General features: G+C 66.2%; 15 protein-coding genes. 11 read left to right on the plus strand and 4 right to left on the minus strand.

The window, feature by feature from the left end; all coding sequences use genetic code 11:
- Window positions 1-236: 236 nt before the first annotated feature.
- The 11 genes from HMPREF2878_RS08670 (at window position 237) to HMPREF2878_RS08720 (ending at window position 19,406) form a co-directional block, all read left to right on the plus strand.
- Entirely contained in the window at window positions 237-818 is a 582-nt protein-coding gene (locus tag HMPREF2878_RS08670; protein ID WP_187400548.1) for an ECF transporter S component, read from the plus strand.
- A 107-nt stretch (window positions 819-925) separates the two neighbouring features.
- A complete protein-coding gene (locus HMPREF2878_RS08675; RefSeq protein ID WP_246821871.1) occupies window positions 926-3,127 on the plus strand; it encodes an ATP-binding cassette domain-containing protein in 2,202 nt (733 codons plus the stop codon).
- A gap of 174 nt (window positions 3,128-3,301) precedes the next feature.
- Window positions 3,302-5,074 (plus strand): AMP-binding protein, encoded by a 1,773-nt coding sequence (locus tag HMPREF2878_RS08680; RefSeq protein ID WP_070653324.1) that lies wholly within the window; start codon window positions 3,302-3,304, stop codon window positions 5,072-5,074.
- Between the two features lie 10 nt (window positions 5,075-5,084).
- Entirely contained in the window at window positions 5,085-11,417 is a 6,333-nt protein-coding gene (locus tag HMPREF2878_RS08685; RefSeq protein WP_070653371.1) for a non-ribosomal peptide synthetase, read from the plus strand.
- Complete coding sequence (locus HMPREF2878_RS08690) at window positions 11,410-12,588, plus strand: saccharopine dehydrogenase family protein (protein WP_239660040.1); 1,179 nt, start codon at window positions 11,410-11,412, stop codon at window positions 12,586-12,588. Before HMPREF2878_RS08685 ends, HMPREF2878_RS08690 begins: the two co-directional genes overlap by 8 nt.
- Entirely contained in the window at window positions 12,585-13,628 is a 1,044-nt protein-coding gene (locus HMPREF2878_RS08695) for an ABC transporter ATP-binding protein (RefSeq protein WP_049172221.1), read from the plus strand. Before HMPREF2878_RS08690 ends, HMPREF2878_RS08695 begins: the two co-directional genes overlap by 4 nt.
- The gene (locus tag HMPREF2878_RS08700; RefSeq protein ID WP_049172223.1) at window positions 13,625-14,377 is read left to right on the plus strand and encodes an ABC transporter permease; all 753 of its coding nucleotides are present in this window, start codon (window positions 13,625-13,627) and stop codon (window positions 14,375-14,377) included. Before HMPREF2878_RS08695 ends, HMPREF2878_RS08700 begins: the two co-directional genes overlap by 4 nt.
- Window positions 14,374-15,111, plus strand: a complete 738-nt coding sequence (locus HMPREF2878_RS08705) for an ABC transporter permease (RefSeq protein ID WP_070653326.1) — start codon at window positions 14,374-14,376, stop codon at window positions 15,109-15,111. Before HMPREF2878_RS08700 ends, HMPREF2878_RS08705 begins: the two co-directional genes overlap by 4 nt.
- 106 nt (window positions 15,112-15,217) lie before the next feature.
- The gene (locus tag HMPREF2878_RS08710) at window positions 15,218-15,901 is read left to right on the plus strand and encodes an SAM-dependent methyltransferase (protein ID WP_049172229.1); all 684 of its coding nucleotides are present in this window, start codon (window positions 15,218-15,220) and stop codon (window positions 15,899-15,901) included.
- Complete coding sequence (locus HMPREF2878_RS08715) at window positions 15,898-17,676, plus strand: ABC transporter ATP-binding protein (protein WP_070653328.1); 1,779 nt, start codon at window positions 15,898-15,900, stop codon at window positions 17,674-17,676. The genes HMPREF2878_RS08710 and HMPREF2878_RS08715 overlap by 4 nt, the downstream gene beginning before the upstream one ends.
- Window positions 17,673-19,406, plus strand: a complete 1,734-nt coding sequence (locus HMPREF2878_RS08720; RefSeq protein WP_016423209.1) for an ABC transporter ATP-binding protein — start codon at window positions 17,673-17,675, stop codon at window positions 19,404-19,406. Before HMPREF2878_RS08715 ends, HMPREF2878_RS08720 begins: the two co-directional genes overlap by 4 nt.
- A gap of 178 nt (window positions 19,407-19,584) precedes the next feature.
- Here HMPREF2878_RS08720 and pth read toward each other — a convergent pair whose 3' ends face one another.
- The 4 genes from pth to glmU all read right to left on the minus strand — a co-directional run bounded on the left by pth (window position 19,585) and on the right by glmU (window position 23,708).
- Window positions 19,585-20,193, minus strand: a complete 609-nt coding sequence (gene pth, locus HMPREF2878_RS08725; protein ID WP_016423208.1) for an aminoacyl-tRNA hydrolase — start codon at window positions 20,191-20,193, stop codon at window positions 19,585-19,587.
- A gap of 147 nt (window positions 20,194-20,340) precedes the next feature.
- Complete coding sequence (locus HMPREF2878_RS08730; protein ID WP_016423207.1) at window positions 20,341-20,982, minus strand: 50S ribosomal protein L25/general stress protein Ctc; 642 nt, start codon at window positions 20,980-20,982, stop codon at window positions 20,341-20,343.
- 250 nt (window positions 20,983-21,232) lie between these two features.
- Window positions 21,233-22,210 (minus strand): ribose-phosphate diphosphokinase, encoded by a 978-nt coding sequence (locus HMPREF2878_RS08735; RefSeq protein ID WP_070653330.1) that lies wholly within the window; start codon window positions 22,208-22,210, stop codon window positions 21,233-21,235.
- 7 nt (window positions 22,211-22,217) lie between these two features.
- Window positions 22,218-23,708: a bifunctional UDP-N-acetylglucosamine diphosphorylase/glucosamine-1-phosphate N-acetyltransferase GlmU gene (gene glmU, locus HMPREF2878_RS08740; RefSeq protein WP_049172238.1), complete on the minus strand. Its 1,491-nt coding sequence runs from the start codon at window positions 23,706-23,708 to the stop codon at window positions 22,218-22,220.
- Window positions 23,709-23,739: the final 31 nt, after the last annotated feature.

The following is a 23,739-nucleotide window of genomic DNA, read 5'->3' on the forward strand; positions in this document are numbered from 1 at the left end:
CTCGAGTACGGGGCGAATCTCTGTGAGCACGCTGGGAAGGCGGTTTTTCGTTCGGGGGGGGCGGGGGTAATTTCAGTAAATTGAGCCTGGCGTAATCCGATAAGCATTGCCTAACCTAATACTGTTTCAGGTGGTGTTCGCGATCGGGAATCGGCAACGGAAGCGAGGCGGCGACGATGAACGGAAAACGTGGATCGACCGGAGAACCCCTCTCCGGAGGGGGAGCCGGGGACGCGGTGGCGTCGCAGACGGATGACGGGCGGTTGGTGCACGTCGCACCGGTCGCAGCTGGTGGCCGACCATCCACCCGCGACATGCTCGTCGCCGCCGCGATCGGCGTCGCGGGGTCTCTCATCATCGTGCCCCTGACCTACCTGCAGGTGTTCGCCGGCATCGCCCACGTTTATCTCGTCGCGGCGACGCTCGGGCTGTGGTTCCTGCAGTGCGTTGTTCCCCTCATCGTCGTCCGCAAGCCTGGCGCGAGCCTTATCGCGTGCCTTGCCATGGGCGTCGTGTCCGCGGCGACCACCCCGTTCGGCGTCGCCGCAATCGGGGCGCTGACTATGGAAGGATTGCTCATCGAGCTTCCGTTCATGGTCACCCTGTACCGGCGGTGGACGCGTCCCCAGTTCGTGGCGTCGGCGATGTTGTTCTCCGCGCTGATGGGAACGATGGCCCCGCGCGCAGTCGGCGTCGACTCGCCGACCACGCCCATGACCCTGATTAGCTTCGCCGTAGCCTTGGCATCGAGCCTGGTGTTTTTGGTCCTGGGCTTTGCCGTCGCAAAGGGGCTTCGCAGCCGCGGAGTCACCCGGTGACCGGCGGAGCACCCGCGTGCGCCGGTGCGACACGCGGGACGGCCCCGGCCCGGTTACGGGTTAGTGGCGCGGGCGTCCGGCACGCCGATGGGCGATGGGCACCCGACATGGTGGATCTCTCCTTCGATTTCGGCACGATCAACGCCATCACGGGACCCGTGGGATGCGGAAAGACGAGCCTGGCCCACCTCATCGCTGGACTGATCCCCTCGCACATCCCCATCGACCATGCCGGATTCGTGCACATCGTCGATGCCGACGGCACCGAACGCTCCGTGGACGGGGACCGGGTCACCTTCGTCGGGCAAGACCCGTCGACGCAGGTGCTCACGCTCCGAGTCGTCGATGACGTGTCGATGGCCCTCGAGTTTTCCCTCGTGGAAGCCGGCATCGTCGCCAAGCAATCAGCCGAGGCCCTATCGGAGCTCGGGCTGTCAGAGCTCGCGGAGAAGGATCCGTGGGCTTTGTCGGGTGGGCAACGCCAGCGGATGGCCATCGCCGGTGCTGTGGCCAGGGCGCCGGAGGTCATGATCTTCGACGAGCCCGCGGCCCACGTTGACGAGGACGGTCGTCGGTCGCTGTTCGCCGCCATCCGTGATTTGCGGGCCCCGGGGCGCGTTATCCTGCTCATCGAGCACGACCTCCGCCCGTTCGACGGGTGGGTCGACACGGTGACAATCCTCGATGCGGACGGGAGCGTCGCCGCGCACGGAGCACCGGAGGGCATCGCGGTGAAGGGCATTGCGACGTCGGCCGCGCCCGCCGGAGCGCCGGACGCCAGTACGCCGGGCACGGGGGCACCGGACCGTCCCGATTTGGAATCGGAGGCGGATGCCGTTCCACTGCTGGCCTTGACCGGAACCCACGTGGCCCGAGGCGGGGAGAGGATTCTGGACGGGGCCGATCTGACACTGGAACGGGGCGAGATTCATGCCCTAGTCGGCGCCAACGGAGCCGGTAAGTCCACCTTGCTGGCGGTGCTGTCAGGCCAGATGAAGGCGGGAGCGAACTTCCGGATCGACGGCGCGTCCGCCCGGCGCGTCCCCGACGCCTTCGCGTCGTGGGCGTTCCAGAACCCCGAGCACCAGTTCACCCGCGCGACCGTCGCCGCGGAAATCGACTCCGCGCTGGCCGGCACGGACCCGCACGGACCACTCGGCGCCGATGAGCTGCGGAAACTGCGGGAAGCCCTGTGCCCCAGGGCACTTGACCCCGTCTCGCCGTTCGTCCTGTCGGGCGGACAGAAAAGACGGTTGGGCATCTTCCTGGCGGTGGCGGCCAATCGCCGTTTGCTGCTTCTCGACGAGCCGTTGGCGCACCTGGATTCGCCGAGCTCGCGCATCGTACTGGATGCGCTAGCGGAATACGCCGGGGCCGGCGGAACCGTTGTGTTCACGTGCCACGACCGCCGTGTCGCGCGAACGTGGGCAGATAGGGCGAGCATCGTCGCCGAAGGGAAGGTCGCCTGGTCCGGTCCCGCAGCCGACCTGCCGGCTTCCCCGGAGTCGTCCCGGCGGGATCGCCCACTGCCCGCGGCCGGCGCACGGACGTCCTTGGACGAAAGCCCCTGGACCAGTGAATCCGCCGCTCGAAGGCGCGCGGGGTTGAACGCCATCACGATTGTCGCGGCGGTGATGTTCGTCCTCGTCGCCGCGCTGCTCTCCGGCGGAGACGCCGTTCTCGCCCTGACGGTGGTCGCGTTCCTCGCACTCGCTGCGATCGCGGAACGCGACGTTCGGGCGACGGCGGGGAAGGTCCTTCTTGTCCTGTTAATCGGGGTGTTCTTCGGCCTGCTCGGGTGGCGCTCCGAGTTCTACGGAGGTGGGGATGCGTCGGAAGCCGTCCGCCACGGCATCCATCACGGACTGCTGTTGATGGCCGTGTTCGCGGGGACGGTCCTGGTCTCCGCGTGCATGCGCGTCGAGGAGCTTTTCGACGCCATGGTGCAACGCCTCCGGGTGCCCTACACATGGTGCACCATAGCGATTTCCGGGGTGAGCATCGCAGCGTTCCTGCGCAGTGAAATCCCCCAGCTGACATGGGCGATTAGATTGCGCTCGATGCGACCGGAGCAGTCTTTCCGCTCCGGTTTCATTCGCGCGACGACGCCCGCGCGCATCGCTTTCCCGTTGTTCGTCAGCGCCGTGCGCTGCGCCGAAAAGCTGTCCCTGACCCTGGCGATGCGCAACTTCGGCCTCTATCCGCGGCGTACCTTCCGCACCGATCACCCCTGGCGAGTGCGTGACGGGTTCGCGGCCGCAGCGTCCGCCGCGGTCTTCGTCGCCGCCCTGGTGTCCGCAGTGACTTGACGGGCGCCTGGAACCGGCGGGTCCCGGGCCCGCGAGCGTTTCTGAGCTTGTGCGGAGACGCGCCCCACCCAGTTGCTTCACCCTTTCAACCCTTCAGACACATCCTCCGGGTCACGCCATGCGGGCCCGGTCCGCCCGGCACCGGCATGGCGCCGACAACCGAAAGAGGTACCAATGAACACGATCCGGACCATCAGCGACGTGCTTCGGGACAAGGCCGATGAGACGAAAAAGGGGATCACCTTCGTCGAGAATCGGCGGGACGTCTTCGTCCCGTATGGCCGGGTCCATGCGGAGGCGGTGGCGGCTGCGACTCGGTTGGCCGAAGCCGGCATCGGCCCCGGCGATCGCGTGATCTTCCAGGTTTCAGAGAACCGTGGGCTCATCCGGGCGTTCTGGGGCTGCGTCTACGCCGGCGCGGTTCCGGCGCTTGCGCCGCCGGTGTCGGGCCCGGTTGACGTCGACAGGGTGCGGACGCTCTCGGACATGATGCCCGGGGCCCCGATCCTGGTCGACGAACGCAGTTACACGCTGCTCACCGGCGCAAACGGTGCCGTGGTCGTGGGCGAGGACCGGCTGCTCGACGTGTCCATCGTCAATGACGCTGCCGCGGAACCGGTTGCGGCGATGCCGGGTGATGCTGAATCGGACTTCTCTCAGGCGGGTGACGTGGATTCCGGGGATGGCGCCGGGGCGGTCCCCGCGTTCCCGGTGCGAGGTGGGACGGCAGGCGAAGCCCTCATCCAGTTTTCGTCCGGCTCCACGGGATCGCCAAAGGGCGTCATCGTAACCAACGAGTCCGTGCTGAACGGGCTGCGCGCGACAATCCCACGCCACGCGCACCGGTACGAGAACAAGATGCTCACGTGGCTGCCGTTGACCCACAACCTTTCGCTGATCGGCTTCCACGTCTACGCCCTTTTTCGTGGGTACGACCAGGTGTTGCTGCCGGTTTCCGAGGTGGTCGCCGATCCCCCGAGGTGGTTCGAGGCCGTGACCAGGCACCGGCCGACGGTGACAGTGTGCCCGAACTTCGCGTTCAAGCATTTCCTGCGCCATCTCGAGCGCCGGCCCCTCGGGGATGACCACGGTTACGACTTCTCCAACGTCCAGAAGCTGATGAGCGGTTCTGAGCCCATCGACGCTCCATTGGCCCGGAGGTTCCTCGCGGCGATGTCCGCCGTGGGCCTCCGGGAGGATGCCCTGACCTCCGCCTACGGAATGTCCGAAGCTTGCCTGCTGGTCACGACCCGGGATATCTACTCGGGTCTGTCCACGGTGCGACTTGACCGGACGGGCATCGCCACGGGGCAGCGTTTCGAGGACATCGAGAGCGAGTCCGGAGCTGAGTTCGTCGCCTTGGGCAAGGCCGTCCCGGGGATTTCCTTGACCATCCGCGATGACGGGGGCGGGGTCCTCGGCGACGGCACCGTCGGTGAAATCCACATCGCCGGCGCTCCGATGACCCGCGCCGCGATCACAGCAGAGGGGATCGTGGAGCACGAGCTCACCGATGATGGGGCGTTCGCAACGGGGGACATGGGCATTCTCCGCGACGGCGAGTTGTTCGTCCTCGGCCGGAAGAAGGACATCATCTTCGTCAACGGCCGGAATTACTATTCGGCTGATTTGGAAGCCGTGCTGGAGAATGTGCTTGACCGCGATGTTGCCGTTCTCGGCCGGAGCAACCCAGCCACGGGCGAAGAGGAGATCGCCGTGTTCTTGGCCAGGCGGACCCCGACCGATCGTAAGGCCGACGATGCGACCGGTGCCGGGCAATCGGACGGGGATGAGCCTCCGATCGATGAACAGGCGGTGGCCCGGTCCGCGACGACCGAGCTGATGCGCGTCGCCGGGGTGCCCGTCTCCAGGGTTCTGTGGGTCGACGAGCTGCCCGTCGCGTCGAACGGCAAGAAGCTCCGCCGCAAGCTCGAGGCTCTGCTCTGAGGCGATGACGATGACCAATGAAACGATCGCGCCGGCCGTCGCATCTACCGCCGTGGGAAGAGCCCGCACCGGGGCTCGAGTCGCCCCCGAACGGCTGTCGGAGTCCATCGCCGACGCCATCGGCGTGCACCTGGATTCGGCGGACGTGAAACTCCGCGACCACATCCCGAACTCCCTGACTTTCCTCCAGATGCTGCTGGCGCTGGAGGACGAGTACGGGGTCACCATCGATTACGCGGCGATGGACCCCGGGGTCACGGTCGCTGATTTGGCGGCCGTCATCGACGCCGCCCGGGGTGGCGCTGATGCCGGATCTGCCGCAGGCGCCGCTGCCGGGGCCGATCCCGCTGTAGCGACGGGTGAGTCGGATGACGGCTGTGCCGGCAAAAATGGGGCTGGTCCCGCGGATGCGGTCCCGCTCAATCCAATCCAGACCGCCTACCTGCTCGGCGCGGACGAGGACATCGAGCTTGGTGGCCAAGCGACGTACATCTACGCGGAATCCCGGCACGACTATTCGTTGCCGCAGGTGGAGGAGGCCGTGCGGGCGGTCTTCGGGCGTCACGACGTGCTGTTCCATCGGCTCGACGTCGATGCCGGGGTCTTGAGCCCGACCGGCGTGTGCCTCGCCACCGTCGAGGTAGTCGGGTCCGGCGACGATATCGACGCGGCGGTGGGGGAGATCCGTCGGGACATGCGAACCGCGGCGCGATCGTCGAACGAGGACGGCCCCATGGTCGCCGCGAGGCTGCTCGCAGATGCGGGCGGGTGCAGGATGTTCATCTACTTCAACATGATCGTCATGGATGCGGGTTCGGTGTACCTGTTCTTCGACGAGCTCGAATCCCTGCTGGCCGGGGAGCCGCCGGCTCCGGCTTCCAGATATGGGGATGCCCTGGCGGCAATCTCTGCGCGCCGGCGCGACGGGAAACGGGCCGAGGACCTCGCCTACTGGGAGAAGAAGGCCGCAGATCTGCCGCGGCGTCCGGAGTTCCCGGCGGCCGTGGGGGGTGGCGACGATTGGTCGACCCGGCGCTTGGGCACGGTGCTCGACGCGGAGGTCACCGCCAAGCTCAGCGAACGTGCCCGCCGCATTGGAGTTACCCTGTCGTCGCTGGTGATGGCCGTCAACGCCGCCGTCGTCTGCAGGTGGCTGCCCGAATCCGCGTTGACGGTCAACGTGACTGTCAGCGAACGCAGCGGCCTCGCCGCGGGCACGAGGGTGATGGGAGATTTCACTTCATCGATGCTTGTCGGCGTCGACGCCGGGAGAGCCGCGACCATCGACGGGTTGGCGGAGGCAATCGACCTGGACATCCGCGAAGGGCTGTCCCACCGCTGCGTTTCCGGTGTGGAGGTGCTACAGCGATTCCTCCGGGACGCGGCCAATCAGTCCCAGGCCACCGCTCCGGTGGTGTTCACCAGCTACCTCGGCGGCGAGCGGGGAAGCGGGCGCAGCCCGGTCATCGAACGCGTCTACACGCAAACCGCGCAGGTGTGCCTCGACATCCAGGTGATGCCGGCATCGGGCGGGATGGCGTTGTCGTGGGACGTGGTCGACGATTACTTCCCTGCGGTAGATGCGATGTTCGGAGTCGTTGCGGAGGCCCTGGACGTGGTGGCGGAGGGGGGAGAGGCTCTGCCCATCCGTCATGCGGAGACGGAGAGGGCCGTCGCCCGCTACAACGATGCTGCGGGCCCGATCCACAATGACACCCTGGTTTCGCTTGTCGAAGCCGCATGCGCGGCGACTCCGGATGCGCCGGCCGTGCGCCTAGCCGCCCGGGGCATCTCGTACACCTACGCCGAGGTCTGGGCCAGGGCCGGACGCATCGCCCGCCAACTCTCGGATTCCGGCGTCGGGGCGGGGGATGCGGTGATCGTGCGCTACACCAAGCATCCCGACGACATCGTCAACATGGTCGGCGCATTGCGTGCGGGAGCCGCATTCGTGCCTGTCGACGCGGGCATGCCGGCCCAGCGACAAGAATACGTAGTGGAAGCCTCAGGTGCGGCGGGCCCGATTCTGGACACCGGCGTGATCGATGAACTGGACCAAAGCGGAGTAGAGGGCGTCGGCAAGCCCGCAGCCGCGGAAGTCTGCGACCGCGCGGGCAGCGCGGGTGCGCACTCTTCGCCCGGCACTGCCCCTGACGACCTTGCCTATGTCATCTTCACCTCGGGGACCACGGGCCGGCCAAAGGGTGTGCGGATCAGTCATCGCAACTGTGTCAACACCATCCTCGACGTGAACCGGCGGTATGGGGTCACCTCCGCTGATTGCATCATCGGATTGTCGTCGCTGGGATTCGACCTGTCGGTCTACGACGTGTTCGGTGCGTTCGCGGCAGGCGCGACGGTGACGATGGTCGGAGACGAACGCAACGCCGATGAAATCCTCGACGTCTTGCGGGAAGAGCGGGTCACGCTGTGGAACTCCGCGCCCGCCCTGTTGGAGCTCGCCCTGGTCCGGGCGACGGACGACGACGTGTTCCCGGATGTGCGCACCGTATTGCTCAGCGGCGATCGCATCGCAGCGGGGCTTCCGGCGCGCGCCATGGACATGTTCCCGAACGCGTCGATTAATAGCCTGGGCGGTGCGACCGAAGGAAGTATTTGGTCCATCCAGTACCCGCTGCAACGCGACAGCCTGGAAAACCGCATTCCCTACGGGTACCCGCTGGCGAACCAGGGCATCCACGTGCTCGCGCCCGACGGGGTGCATTGCCCCGTCGGGGTGCCGGGGGAAATCCACATCAGCGGCCTCGGCGTCGCGCAGGGGTATGCGGCCGATCCGGAGCGGACCGCTGCCGCCTTCGGGTATGTCCCAGGCATCGGTCGCTGCTACCGGACCGGAGACGTGGGCATGTTCAACGCGGAGGGTTTTGTGGAATTTCTCGGCCGCCGCGATCGTCAGGTGAAAATCGCGGGCTTCCGCGTCGAACTCGGAGAAATCGAATCGGTCCTCGAGCGGTCCGGCCTGGTGACCGCGTCGATGGCGGCCGTCGTCGAATCGGGCGATCGGGGACTACTGGCGTGCCTCTACGTTCCGGTGGACGATATGACCGGCTCGCGGGATGCCGTCCGGGCCGAGCTTGCCCGCTGCTTGCCAGCGTACATGGTACCGACGGTCCTGCTGCCGGTGGCGCATCTGCCCGTTACCGTCAACGGGAAACTGGATCAGGAGGAAATTCGTAGGCACGTCGGCGCCGCGGGCGGCGGGGCAACGGCCGATGGCGAGGTCGCCGGGGCGGGGGCCGGAGCCGTGGGCTCGGCTGGTTCCGTCGCCGACCCCGGGGCGATCGAGTTGGTGTCCGGAGTCTTCGACGAGATTCTCGGGGAAGCCCCGTCGACGGGTGCCGCGGATCCGGCGTGCGGCGCGGGAGAGTCCTTCTTCCGCCGCGGCGGCGATTCCCTGCAATTCCAGGTTATGATGCGCGCGATCCGGCAGAAGACGGGAGTCCGGCTCCGTTTCCGCGACGTCATCGAAGACCCGACCATCGCGCACATCGCCGGCCTTGTCTCAGATGCCATGCGGGAGTCCGGGGCCGAGTCTGAAGCCGTCTCCGAGGCAGTGCCTTCCCCCGATTGTGCCGTCGGTGCCGGTTCAGCCGCAGGAGGCGCCCGAGAATGCCCCGCGAGTGCCCACGGAAAGGATCCGGTGGAACAATTCGGGGATGACCCCCACGCGCCGTTCCCCTTGACTGACATGCAGAAGGCCTACTACGTTGGCCGGAACTCTGGGTTCGAGCTGGGCGGCGTCACCGAGCACTACTACATCGAATCCGTCACCGAACCCGGTACCGACATCGATCGCCTGGAAGACGCCCTCGACAAGCTAATCCGCAGGCATCCGATGCTGCGCGTCGTGTTCACCGCACAAGCCACGCAGCGGATCCTGCCGGAGGTTCCGCGCTACCGTATTGATGTCGCCGACTACCGGACCGCCGATGAGGCGACCGTGGTCGAGGCGGTGCGGCGCAAGCGCGATGAGCTGAGCCACCAGGTATTCGATCTGGGCAGCTGGCCCTTGTTCCATCTGTCGGCGTTCGCGCTCCCGGACGGGCGGCACCGCCTGTTCTTCAGCGTGGACATGATCATCGGAGACGGGGCGAGCCAGCGGATTTTCATCGACGACCTGGACAAGCTGTACCGAGGAACGGAGCTTCCGCCCGTCACTGGCGACTACCGCGCGTACGTCTTGGAGATGAAGCGTCGGGAAGCTTCGGCGGTCGGGCGGGGCGAAGAGACGTTGACTCGGACGGTGGTCGAGGAATTCCCGCCCGGCAACACCCTTCCATCAAGCGGTGCGGCCGCGGACGTGGATGTGCCGCGGATGCGTCGCCTGTCGTACACGTTCACCGCTGAGGAAACCGCACTGTTGCGGGAAAGGGCCAGCGCCGCCGACGGCAGCGTGTCCGCACTGCTTCTCGCCTGCTATGCGACGAGCCTGTCGCTGTGGTCGAAGGGGGATTCGGTCGGCATCAACATCACCACGTACAACCGTGATTCCGAAATCGCCGACGTCGCCGGCGTCTTCGGTGATTTCACCGGCGTCATTCTGATGCCTGTAAAAGCGGCCGCCGACCATGATCTCCGTTGGTGGACGGCGGAACTGCGCAACCGGCTGCTCGGGCACATGGCGGCCGGGTACTCCGGGGTGTCGTTGCTCGGCACCATCGCGCGCCACCGGGGTCTGCCCGTCGGACAGGCCATAGCGCCGTTCGTGTACACCTCGTTGCTGTTCGGCGAGGGGGCCGCGGCAGGCGATGGCTCGGGCAAGGATGCCCACGTCCTGGGAGACGTCGATTACGCCATCTCCCAGACTCCGCAGGTGCTGTTGGACAACCAGGTGATGGAGGTCGACGGGCGTATCAACGTCGCCTGGGATTTCGTCGAGCAGATCCTGAAACCGGAACTGGTGGAGGACATCTTCGACCATTACATCAGGTCGGTGTCGGGCTTCGCCGGGGGCTGCTCCGAAGCGGCGCCGCTGAGCGTCGGCCAGGTTCGGCACCTGCGCCTGGCGGTCGGGGGCACTTCTTCCGGCGGTGGGGTGATCGACGACGGCGTCGCGGGCGTGTTATCGGCAGAGCGCGACAGGGCGGGCGCGATCTCGAGGATCGCATCCGGGGACCTGATGGGCCGAGTTCGCGGATACCTGACGGTCATCACTGGGATAGTCCGGGCCGACCTCGGCGGCGCCGAAGCCGGCGCGGACGACAACCTGTTCCTCCTCGGCTACGACTCCCTGGGATTCGTGAAACTGATGCAGCGGATCCAGGACATCACCGGGGCGTCGGTGCCGCTCGCGGAAGCGCTGGCCAAGCCGACGCCACGTGGCGTGGCAGAGCTCGTCGGCCAGTCGACGGCCACGCCGACCGACCGGCGGGACGCGGATGACCCCGGCGCGTCGGCCACGGACCGTTCGCTGGTTCTATTGCGCAGCGGTGATGAGGCGCGCCCGATCTTCCTCGTCCACGGCGGATTCGGCACCGTCGACATCTACCGAGACCTGGCACTCGCGATCCCCGGTGGCGGGCAGGTGTGGGGTGTCGGCTTCGCGGAGTTCGAGAGACCATTCCCCCACGCTATCGGCATCGGCGATATCGCGGCCCACTACTCGGGCCGGGTCCGCGAGGTGCTCGTCGACGGTGCCGCCCCTGCGATCGTTGGATGGAGCCTCGGCGGCACCATCGCGGCCGAGATGGCGCTCCGTTTGGCCGATCTCGATCCTGCGCTGGTGTTTCTCGACAGCCTGGCTCCGGGGATCGCGGTCGACGTCGGGGATTTCGACGCGGAATCCGAAAAGGGGCTGCTGTCCCGGGTGATGCCCTCGATCGCCGATCTCCCGCACGGAACGCCGGTTGCCCGCCTCTGGGCGGAGTTCGGCGGGGTCGACGAGACCGATGAGGAACGAGGGGCCCGCCTGCGTGCCCTGGCCGCAGCGGTCGCACCGACGCTCCTGGAGGACCTTGGGCTTTCCGGCGACCGGGTGACAGCGACGGAGTTCAACTCGCTGCGCTCGCTCATCGATGCCCGCACTCGGTACCGGCCCGAGGGGCGGGTGAGGGAGGCGCTGTTCGTTTTCCCCGATGACGGCGAGGCTCACAACCACGACCAGTGGCGGGACCACCTCGTCGATGACCTCTGCGTCGCCGGCGTCGCGGGAAACCACTATTCGTTCGTCCTCGGAGAGGATGCCGCGCTGACTGGGGCTCTCATCGGGGAGTACATCGAACACCGGCGCCGGGCGCCGGAAACGGACGACAGGGCAGTGGACCCGTCGTCCGATGGAATCGACCGGTCGCGGGACCGGGGAAACGAGATGGAAAGTGACTGATCGACGAAACGGCGGGGAAGCACGGGACCGCGACGCGGGCGAACCTGTGAAAGTGCTGGTGGCCGGAGGTACCGGCGTCACCGGACGGCTCGTCCGGGGGATGCTCGGCGCCGTCGACGGGATCGAGCTGGCCTACACTTCCCGAAAGAAACCGGACGATGGCCCGGGGCGGCACTTCCCGCTGAGGATCGCCGCCGGCCACAACGAGATCTGCAGGGTATTCCGCAAACACGATTGGGTGGTCAACTGCACCGGCCCGTTCGAGGTGCACGCAGACTCACTCGCCCGTGCTTGCATTGACTCAGGCACCGGATACATCGACGTCAACGATTCGATCGACGCCCGCCGCGCAATCATGGCCCTCGACGGGGATGCCCGGCGGGAGGGGGTTCCCGTGCTCACCGGGTTCGGCCTGTGCCCGGGCTTGTCGACGGCACTGTTGATTCTCGGGGCCCGCGCTGCGGGGGTCGAAGAGGTCCGCGATGTGCGGGTCGATCTGAGAATCGGCGCCGACCAGGAATCCGGGGCCGCGTCGGTCGAGTCGATGTTCCGGACCATTCGCGGCGGATACCGCGCGATGCTCGGCGGCGCCATTGTCGAAGTGCGGCGCAACCCGGTGTCGTCGCAAAGCGGAATCGGCTACGAATGCCCGGACGTCGACGTCGTACGCGAGGTGTGTCCTTCGATCCGTGGATATTCCTACCACGTCGCCTTCGATGCCCTCCCCGATGCGTTGGTGGAGAAGATCTGCACGTCGAGACTGTACGCGATGCCCGTTGTCTCCGGTCTGCTCGCCCGTCTCGGGGCGGCCGTGACATCGCGGAAGGCGCGGGCGAAGGGCACTCCGCAACCCGCCGAGCTGGTCGCCGCACTGTCGTCCGCCGGCGCGGGCGATGCGGGGCCGTCGGCCGAGACGACCGTCGTCCGGGCGACCGGCCCAGGTTCCTACAAAATGACCGCGGCGATTGCTGCCGCCACCGTTGTGGCGGTGGCGGGGAAGCCGGTCACGCCGGGGTGCCGGGATCTCGTCGGCCACCCCCGGCTCCTCGAACCGGTCCTCGCCTTCGCCCGCGATGCGGGCATCCATATCGAGGTGCCGCATGACAACCCGACCACGGGGCCGCTGCCGACAGCGGCCCACTGCGATACCAAAGAAAAGGGGAAACGATGACGGAGAAAGCTGAACGAGGTGCGGCGATCGTCGTCCGCAACCTCACGAAGAGCTACCCGATTGCGGGCAAAGCGGGCACCGCGCCCGAAGGCGGTGCAGGTGCCCCGCCGGACGGCGGGCGTAAGGGAAAGCGCGGTGCCCGGATGCGCAAGCATGTGCTCGACGGCGTGAGTTTCACCGTGCCCGCCGGGGCGATTGTGTCGTTCCTCGGCCACAACGGCGCAGGCAAGACCACTCTCATCCGAATCCTGTCGACGCTCATCACCGCAGACTCCGGCGAGGTGAGCATCTTCTCGCGCGATGTGAAAGAGGATCCGGTGGGCGTGCGCGCCGACATTGCCACCACCGGCCAATTCGCGGCGATCGACGAGAACCTCACCGGCCGGGAGAACCTGGAGTTCTTCGGGCGTCTGCGCGGACTCGACCGCGCCGACGCGGCCGCCCGCGCGACGGAACTACTCGCGCAATTCTCGCTCGCAGACAGTGCCTCGACGTTGGTGTCGGCCTATTCGGGTGGCATGCGGCGGCGCCTCGACATCGCCGCGTCGCTGTGCGTCGTGCCCAGGCTGCTGTTCCTCGACGAACCCACGACGGGGTTGGACCCGGTCAGCCGCGAAGAGCTGTGGGGCTTCATCCGGCAGCTGCGGGACGACGGAATGACCCTGGTGCTGACCACCCAGTACCTGGAAGAGGCGGAGGCGCTGGCAGACCACGTCCATCTGCTCAAGGACCGCCGCATCGTCGCCAGCGGAACGCCGGAGGAATTGCGCCGCGACTTCGGGTCGCACGTGCTCCGCGTGTCCTTCGCCACCGCCGCCGGGGCGGAGGCGTTCGCCCGCTGCCTCGGGGGAACGTGCCTGGACCGCGCCCGCGTCGCGGGGAAGTCGGTGTCCCTCGACGTCGACCCCGGACCGCGGATCCTCGAGGCGGTGGCGCGGGCGATGGAGGCCTCGGAAGCGTTGCCGGATTCGCTGAGCGTGTCGCCGCCCACCCTCAACGAGGTGTTCATATCGATGAACGCAGGGGGTGCGGCGCGATGAGTGCGACGTCGGTCGCGGCGTTTCTCCATCGGGATCTGCTGCTGTTGCGACGCAACACCGCGTCGCTGATCTCCATGTTCGTAGTTCCGCCCCTCTTCCTGCTGTGCCTGTACGCGGTGTTTGGGTACTCGGCGGGGCAATCCGGCTTCGGGTACCTGCGTTTCGTGCTCGGCGGCTGCCTGTTCCAGGCGGCGATGTTCACCGCCGCGGCGTCGGCGATGGCGGTGGGACAGGACGTCGAATCCGGGCTTGTTGACCGCGTGCGCGTGTTGCCCGGGGCCACAGGCGGCTATGTCGCCGGCAGGCTCGCCACCGATTTGCTGCGGATGTCCGCGTCGATCGCGGCGCTGCTGGTCGTCGCGTGGGCCTGTGGCCTCGACATGGCTGTCGGTGACGTCGCGTGGACTGTCCTGTGGTCACTGCTCGCCGCAGCGGTTCTGTCCCTGGTCACGGACGGGGTGATCCTGATGGTGCCCGCCCCGGTGTCGACGGCCTCATCGATCCAGGCGCTGGAAATGCTGCTGCTTATGTTCTCCACCGCGTTCATTCCGGCGACCGCTTTGGACGGCTCCCTTCGCGACGTCGTACGTCACATGCCGTTTTCGCCGATGATCGAGGTGATCAGGGCAGCGTCCCCGGACGCCTTCCCGGATAGCGCCGGGGAAGAGGCAGCCCTGTGGCTCGGTGTCGCGGTGGTCGCCGGAATCGTCCTGTTCATCCGCCGGTTCACTTCGAGGAGCGAATCATGATCGACGCCATCTTCGTGCATTTGCGGCGCATCGCCCACATTTGGCTGCGGCGCCCCGACTTCTGGTTCATGACGTTCATTGCTCCGCTCGTGTACCTGTTCATCGTCAACCGCATGTTCGGTGGCCTGGTCAGGCAGCTCACCGGAGAGTTCGAACTCCGGAACGCGGTCATCCTGGTCGTGACGGCGTGGGCGTTCATCCTGGCCATCACGGGATCGTCCACCGTGTTCGTTGAACGCAGCAATGGCTTCCACGAGCGGTTAATCACCATGCCGTCACCGTACGCGGCCGTGCCGGCCGCACGGATTATTGCCGAGTTCATCCGGATCATGGCGATGACGGTCGTTGTTGCGGCGGTGGCCGCCTTGCTTTCCGACGGCCCCCCGGAGGTGTCCTGGTGGTGGAGGATCGCGGTGACCGGCGCGATGGTTGCCGCGGCGGCCGCATGCACCGGCACGTACATCGCGTTCTCCATCACCAGCCCCCAGGGTTCCGTGGCCCTCATCCCGTTAATCATCGTTGCGATGTTCGTCAACACGGTGCTCATGCCCGCCGACCACTTCCGTCCTCTCCTGCGCGGAATCGCCGGGCACACCCCCGTATCCGCGGCCGGCGAGGCCGTCAACGGCACCGGGGCTGCGGGTCTGGTGGTCTGCGCGGCCTGGTTCTTAGGCATCGCCGTGCTCGCGGCGTGGGGCATCGCCGTGAAAACGAGGCCGGGGGAGTCTGCATGACGGGCACGTCCACGGGCGCGGCGCCGCCGACGACGGCCCGCGAACCCGAGCACCTAACCCGAAACCGCCGCGTGGACGCGGCCCACACCCCCGGAGACAGAACCAGATGAAGTCGATTGCCCAGATCGTCCAGAACAACCGCAGACTCCTCGTGGCCTACGAGGACAAGGTCCAACCGAGGTTCCTCAGCCGCTATGCGCGTGAACCGATGGACGCCGCCGCCGTGTATCGGCAGCTCCGTGCGCTGGATCCCGGGCCGGATGCGCCGGCCCGGGTTCTCGACCTCGGTTGCGGAACCGGGTGGCTCTCCCGCATGCTCGCCGCCGAGCCTCGCTATCGCAGGGCGAACATCGTCGGCTACGACCTGTCGCCCAATGCGATCCGCATCGCCCGCGAACGCGCCGCCGTCGAAGGGCTCGGGGCCCGGACGGAATTCCACGTCGCCGACGTCCTCGCGCCGCTCGCGGGAGAGACCGGCGGGGCCGATGAAATCTGGGTCTGCGGCGCGCTCCACCAAATGAAGGATGCGGGTGCCGCGCTCGGCAGGGTCGCCGGGCTGCTCGCCGACGACGGCATCGCTTACGTGCAGACGTTCGCCGAGGATCCCGACGTGAACGAGCGGGTCGACATGGCCATCATGGCGAAGATGGGCCACCGGGTGTTCCGGGACAGCGAGCTCGAGGACCTCGCCGAAGCCAACGGGCTGAAGCTGGGCGGAGCCTCACACGCCGGCATGGTGTACTTCTGTACTCTCACGAAGAAAAGCGCAATCGGGGAGGCGGGCAAGTGAGCGCCGTGGACGGGACTGTAGGCCCGTGGTCGCTGCTCGCCCCGATCCGGACCCGGATGCGTGCGGTGGTCGCGTTATCCGTCCTGTCGTCGGTGGCTACCGTCGCTTCGCTGGTCGGCATCATCGACATCGCGATGACGTACCCGGAGGCCCCGGAGCATCGGACGTGGTTGGCCGTGGCTGTCATTGTCGTCGCCGCAACGGTGCGCATGGCCGCGGACGGCGCCGCCGGCATGCTCTCGCACCGGGCGGATAACGACCTGCAGCTCCACCTTCGGCGCCGGCTGGTCGCCCAAATCCGGAAGTTGCCGCTGGGCTGGCTGGACGCCCGGCGCTCGTCGGGAATCATCGGGTCGGTTGAGAAGGACGTCGCGGCTGTCCACCAGCTCATGGGCCACACCGTCGGTGAGACCGTGGTGGCGGTGCTGGTTCCTATGCTTTCCCTCATCGCGCTCGTCGCGGTGGATTGGCGGATTGCGGCGGTGGCGGTCGTCCCGGTGCTGGTCACCTTCGCCCTGATGGGTGTGATGATTTCGCGCGGAGCCGGTCTTCAGCGCGACTACGAGCGAGCCTCCGAAGGAGTGATGGCCGCGGTCATCGAGTTGGTGCGAGGTATCTCAGTGATGAAGTCCTTCGGACGCGCCAACCAGGGCGCGGGTCGCTACGATGCCGCGGCGCTGTCGTTCGTCCGTGCGTGGTCTGCCTGGTCCCGGCAGTCGAACATCTATCTCGGGGTCATCGACGTGGTGACGTCCCCGATCACAGTCCTCGCAGTGGTGTGCGGGGCCGGCCTCGCTCTGAGGGACGCCGCGGGAGGTCTACCGGAGGGGCTCGTCGCCGGGCTGGTTCTCGGCCTTGGACTCTCCGCGGCGATCGTGCGGGTGGCCATGAACTCCGAACCCATCATCGCGGGGATCGCTGCCCTGAAGTCCATCGCGGAGGTGCTGGGCACGCCGCCGATCGTCGAGCCCGCCGATCCGGTGCCCGTGCGCGGAGGCGCGCTCGAGGCCCGGAACCTGGTCTTCTCCTACGGCGATGGGCCGCGGGTCCTCGACGGGATGTCCGCGACGTTCGAACCGGGGACCCTCACTGCGCTGGTGGGGGCCTCCGGTTCCGGAAAGTCCACCGTCGCCCGGCTGTTGGCGCGTTTCTACGACCCCGTTGAAGGCTCGGTGCTGCTGGGCGGCGCCGATCTTCGCGACATTGCCGTGCGTGACGTGCACCGCTCGGTGTCGGTGGTGTTCCAAGATCCGCAGTTGCTCACGCTGCCGTTGCGGGAGAACATCCGGCTGGCCAGGAGAGACGCCACCGACGGCGAAATCATGGCGGCCGCGAAGCTCGCGAACCTCGATGCGGTCATCGCGGCGCTGCCGAAGGGCCTGGATTCGGTGGTCAACGTCGACGTGACCTTTTCCGGTGGTGAGGCGCAGCGCGTGGCCATCGCGAGGTCGATCGTCACGGACGCGCCGGTGCTCATCTTCGACGAGGCAACCGCTTACGCGGATCCGGCTTCCGAGGCCCTCATCCAGTCCGCAATCGAGCGTTTGGCCCGTTCACGGACGGTGATTGTGATCGCGCACAGGTTGAGCACGATCCGCAACGCCGACCGCATCCTCGTTCTCGACGGGGGAGCGGTCGCGGAGGCGGGTACCCACGACGAGTTGCTTGCGCGCGGTGGCCGCTACCGGGATTTGTGGCGCGCGTTCGCGCTCGACGACGAACCATCCGCCCCGCGGGGCACTGAATTAGACGATGAAAAGGCGGGGAACCGATGATTCGGGACTTGTGGTCGATGACGGATCGGCGCTCGAGAATGACGCTGGCGTGGCTCATTGCGTTGGCCGCGCTTGCCGCGCTGGCTCAGGGAGCGGCGTTCGTCGCGCTGCTGCCGCTGCTGTCGGCTCTGGCCGAGGGAGATGATGCGACGGCGTGGCGTTTCACCGGCGTCATCGCCGGCCTCGCGGCCGCCCATGCGGTGCTGTCTCTCGCCGCGGGGACGGTCGGCAGGGCGAATTCCGCAGCGGTACTGTCGTCCCTACTGCGTTCTCTGGGCGAACGCGTGCTGACGTTGCCACTCGGGTACGTCACCAAGTCCACGGCCGGCCGCTTTTCGGAGATGGCATCGTCGGGTATCGCGTTCGCGGCGTCCGTGCCGCATGTGATCCTGCGGCCTGTCATCGCCGCGGCGGTTGCGCCGACCGTCATCGCCTTCGGAATTCTGGCGGTGGATTGGCGCGTCGGTTTGGTTCTCGTCGCGTCGGCGCCGGTGATCTTCTTCGCCTACCGGGCCATTGGTCGCGTCGGCGGGGAGTCGGACGAAGCGCATGCTGACGCCGTCGCTGCCGTCTCCGGCAGGCTGATCGAGTTCACCCGCTGCCAGCAGGCGATTCGCGCCGCGGGCGACGGTTCGGCGGCGGACGCGATGGTGGATGAGGCAATCCGGGCCCAACACGATGCGTTCGCGAAGGCGACGTCGACGCAGGGGGCGGCCATCGGACGGCTGGGTTCGGTCGTCCATGCGGTGTTCACGGCGGCGGTGATAGTCGCCGTGGCAGTCGCCGCGACGGGCGGGATGGCGCCGGCGCATTTGGCGCCGATGCTCATCGTGGTCGTCCAGTTCACCGGACCGATCACCACGGCGGGAGCGTTGTCCGGCGGTTTCGGTGCGGGCCGCAACACGTTGGCTGCGTTGCGTGACCTGCGGGCAATCCCCGCCCTTCCCGAACCTGCCGCACCGGAGCTGCCCGACGGGCATGACGTGGAGTTCCGCGACGTGAGCTTCGGGTACGGGGATAAGAAGGTTCTCGACGGCGTCAGCTTCCGTGCACCTCAGGGAGCGCTGGTTGCCGTAGTGGGACCGTCGGGGGCGGGCAAGACGACGGTCATGCGGCTGCTGTCGCGTTTTCATGATCCGGACTCGGGGGAGGTCCTCATCGGCGGGGTACCCTTGCCTCGGATTGGCACCGACGGCGTGAACTCGCTGGTGACCCCGGTGTTCCAGGAGACGTTCCTTTTCGACGCGTCCGTGCGGGACAACGTGGTCTTCGCCGATCCCGGATTCGGTTCCGAGCCCGGTGACGGGGATCGCTTGCGCGAGGCCGCCCGGCGTTCCGGGGTGGACCGCATCGTGGAGCTGCTGCCTTCCGGGTGGGATACCCCGGTGGGGGAGGAGGGGACGCTGCTGTCGGGAGGCGAGCGGCAGCGCCTCGCCATCGCCCGGGCGCTTCTGAAGGATTCCCCGGTGGTGCTTCTCGACGAGCCGACGTCCTCGCTGGATGCGGCCACTGAGCGGGCGATCGTCGGCACGATGGAGGCGTTGCGCGGCGATCGCACCGTGATTGTCGTCGCCCATCGCCTGCACACCGTTCGCGATGCCGACCTCATCGTCGTGCTTTCGGAGGACGGGACGGTCGCAGAACGGGGCACGCACGATGAATTGCTGGCGAAGGGCGGCCGCTACGCCGAGTCGTGGGCGTGCCGGACGGGGAGCTCCTCGGGCGCCTGATCCTCATCACCTGGTCGATGCCCTCACGGGCGCCCTGCCGCAGCTTCCCGAATCCCACCGCCAGGCGCTCGGTGGACAGAGCGAAAACGCCGACGAAAACGCCGAGCAGCACGAACACCGACGAGCTGTAAAGACTGAAGCTCCCGGGAACGTGAAAATAGCCCCCTTCCCGCTACTGCTACCGCCCGTGAATCTGGTTCTGCGCAATCTCCAGCCCGTGGCTGGCGATTAGCTCCACCGCCTCCGCAGCAGTGGGCAGAGTGAAAGCGAGCTCCTCGCGTTCCTTAGCATTGAAATTACGCAGCACGTAGTCCGCCGGATCTTGGCGGCCCGGAGGACGGCCAATGCCAATACGCACCCGCATGTAGTCCTTCGTGCCCAACGACTTCGTGGTCGAGCGCAGGCCATTGTGGCCATTCTCGCCCCCGCCGCGCTTAAGCCGTACCACGCCCGGGTCCAGGTCCAGCTCATCGTGGACTACCACGACGTCGGTAGGCGCGACGTTGAAGAACTTGGCCAGCGCCGCAATCGGACCACCCGACAGATTCATGTAGGTCCGGGGCTTAGCCAGAATCACCTGTCGCTCGCCGCCATCGGAGGTCTTAAACCGAGTCTGCACAATCTCAGCGTTGGACTTCTTATGCACGCTAAACGACGAAGGCATCGGAGAAGTGCGGCTCGCTAGTTCATCTAGCACCAGATGCCCGACGTTATGGCGGGTGAGTTCATATTTGGGCCCAGGGTTGCCGAGCCCCACGACAAGCAGAGGTGTGGTGGAGGCGTTCATGAATTCAATCTTGGCACACGGTGCGCGGTCTGTTGGCTTCGGGGAGTTTCAAGAACAAAAAAGGGACGGACCAGAGTGTCCGTCCCTTTTTAGCTAAACGTGAAAGCCTGTACTGGTTCAGTCAGATAGAGCCATTCAGCGTTTGAATTACTCAGCCTCTTCCTCAGCTGGCTCATCCGGGGTCTCAGCCTCGCCCATGCCCTCGATGTCGGCATCGACGTCACCAGCCGGCTCCTCCTCCGGCTCGACGATGTTGAAGATGAGCAGGTCAGCGTCGTCGGTGAGGACCAGGCCCTCTGGCAGGGTAACGTCGCCGGCGTGAACCATGGTGCCGACCTCTGCACCCTCGACGGAGACCTCGATCTCTTCCGGAATAGCCAGAACCGGTGCATTGACCAGAATGGTCTCGGCATCCTGCATGAGCAGGGCACCCGGAGCGAGCTCGCCAGTCGGAACGACCGGAACCTCAACCTCAACCTTCTCGTCACGGTGAATGGCGAGCAGGTCAGCGTGGTCGATGTCGAGAGTCAGCGGGTTCTGGTCAACAGCCTTAACCATGGACAGCTGGGACTCGCCCTCGATGTTGACGTCCAGAACAGCGTTGACACCGTGGTTACGGATGACAGCGTGGAAATCCAGAGTGTCAACGAGGATGTGCTTCGGAGCATCCAGGTCAGCGCCGTAGATGACAACCGGGATGTCGCCAGCAACGCGGGCACGGCGAGCGGCACCCTTGCCGAACTCGGTGCGGTTACGAGCATCAATCTTGATGATGTTGGGCTTTGCCATGAAAATGGACTCCTAAACGATTCGATACTGAGTCGTCGAGTCGAGCACGTGCCGCATCCATGCCACCGTGGGCGCAAAAGTTGGGCTGCGAGCGTCGCGTCGATAACGGCAACCACCTACTGTGGTCGCCCTCGCCGAGACTTACCGGAAAAATTGTAGTGGACTAACAGGTCAAACAGCAAACCCCGTCACCACCAGCAAAACTAGGTTGCTGGTCGCGGCGGGGTGCCCGTCGGCAAGCGGAAAGAGCTTATGCCTGGCCCTCGAAGAGAGTGGTGACGGAACCGTTTTCGAAGATCTCGTGGATCGTCTTAGCCAGCAGCGGCGCGATTGGCAGGACGGTCAGGTTGTCCCAGCCCTCGGTGGACTGCGGCAGAGTATCGGTGGTGATGACCTCGCGGGCACCGCACTTCGACAGGCGCTCGCGAGCTGGGTCAGAGAAGACGCCGTGCGTGGTAGCGATGATGACATCGGAAGCGCCAGCCTCACGCAACACCTTGACAGCGCCGGCGATGGTGCCGCCGGTGTCAATCATGTCGTCGATGAGTAGACAGGTCTTACCGGAGACCTCGCCGACCACACGGTTGGCGACAACCTGGTTCGCGACATCGACGGAACGGGTCTTGTGAATGAAAGCCAGCGGGGCGTCGCCCAGGGTGTTGGCCCACTTCTCGGAAACCTTCACACGGCCGGCGTCAGGGGAGACCACGACCAGGTTGTCCAGGGAGTAGTTCTTCTTGATGTACTCCGACAGAATCGGCATGGCGTGCATGTGATCGACCGGGCCGTCGAAGAAGCCCTGAATCTGGTCGGTGTGGAGGTCCACGGAGACGATGCGGTCAGCGCCTGCGGTCTTGAGCAGGTCAGCGACCAGGCGAGCGGAAATCGGCTCACGGCCACGGTGCTTCTTGTCCTGGCGGGCGTATGGGAAGAACGGCAGGATAGCGGTGATGCGCTTGGCTGAACCGCGCTTGAGCGCGTCAATCATAATCAGCTGCTCGATGAGCCACTTGTTCAGCGGTGCCGGGTGCGCCTGCAGTACGAAGGCATCGGAACCGCGGACGGATTCCTCGTAGCGCACGAAGATTTCGCCGTTGGCAAAATCACGAGCGGTCATCGGAGTCAGCTCTGTGCCGAGCTCCTTGGCAACTGCCTCGCCCAATTCCGGGTGTGCCCTTCCGGAGAAGAGCATGAGGTTCTTTTGGTTATCGATCCACTGGCCGGTCATCTGCCGTCTAGCCTTCCTGGTCTTCCTTGTTGTTGTCAGCGTTGTCAGCTACCTGCGCCGCCTGCGCTGCCTCAGCAGCAGCGGTACCTGGACGCTTCCGCTCGACCCATCCCTCGATGTTGCGCTGACGGCCACCACTGACCGCCAATGCTCCCGGAGGAACGTCGTCCTTAATAACAGTACCTGCACCTGAGTACGCACCATCACCCACGGTCACCGGAGCGATGAACATGGTGTCGGAGCCGGTGCGAACATGCGAGCCGATAACGGTGCGGTGCTTGTTGACGCCGTCGTAGTTCACGAACACGCTGGAGGCACCAATGTTGGAGTGCTCGCCAATCTCCGCATCGCCGACGTAGGTCAGGTGCGGAACCTTCGAACCGTTTCCAATCTGCGCGTTCTTCGCTTCTACGAAGCCGCCGAGCTTCGCGCCGACACCGAGTTTGGTGTTCGGGCGAATGTAGGTGAACGGTCCGACCGTCGCATCCTCGCCGATCTCCGAATCGGAACCGTGTGTACGCACGACGCTGGCGCGCTTGCCGACGACCATGTTGGTCAGTGTCGTGTCCGGTCCCACGGTGGCCCCGTCGCCAATCACAGTCTTGCCGTGCAGCTGCGTGCCCGGCAGAATCGTGACGTCGCGGCCGATTTCCACCTCAACGTCAATCCACGTGGTGTCCGGATCGACGATAGTGGCGCCCCCGCGCATAGCTGCCTCGCAGGTGCGACGGTTGAGCTCACGGCCAAGGGTAGCCAGCTGGACGCGGTCATTGACACCGGCGACGACGGTGGCGTCGGCGAGGCGGTGACCGCGCACTGAGCGGTCGGCCTCACGGGCGATGCCGATGACATCGGTGAGGTAGAGCTCGCCCTGGGCATTGTTGGTGTCCAGCTGCTTGAGAGCGTTTGCCAGGGTCTCGGCATCAAATGCGTAGACACCGGAGTTGACCTCGGTGATCTCGCGTTCCTCGTCGGAGGCGTCCTTTTCCTCCACGATGCGCAGAACTTCGCCGTCGGCGTTGCGAACGATGCGGCCGTAGCCGTGCGGGTTGTCAGCAGTGGAGGTCAGCACAGTCACAGCTGCGCGTGGCTTGCGGTTGTGCTCTTCGAGCAGCGCCTGGAGCGCTTCGGAATCCAGCAGCGGAACATCGGAAGTGGTCACCAGAATGGTGCCATCGAAGTTCTGCAGCTCGGGGTGCTCCAGCGCGCACTGAACAGCGTGGCCGGTACCGTTTTGCTCGTCCTGGTGGGCAATGACGACACCGTTGGAGTGCTCGGTATCCGAAGCCCAAGTCCCGATGGCGTCGATTACCTTTTCGCGCTGGTGGCCAACGACAACAGCAATCTCATCCGGATTAATGCCCTTGGCGGCATAGAGCGCGTGCTCCAACATGGTACGACCGCCGATAGCGTGCAGCATTTTCGGCGTATCGGATTTCATTCGGGTGCCTTGACCCGCGGCGAGAATGACCACAGCGGTGGCCGAACCGTTCGACATGAAACTTGCTACTCCTCGGTCAGGGTGCATC

It is taken from the genome of Corynebacterium sp. HMSC065H09, from assembly GCF_001812845.1.
Taxonomy (GTDB): domain Bacteria; phylum Actinomycetota; class Actinomycetes; order Mycobacteriales; family Mycobacteriaceae; genus Corynebacterium; species Corynebacterium jeikeium_D.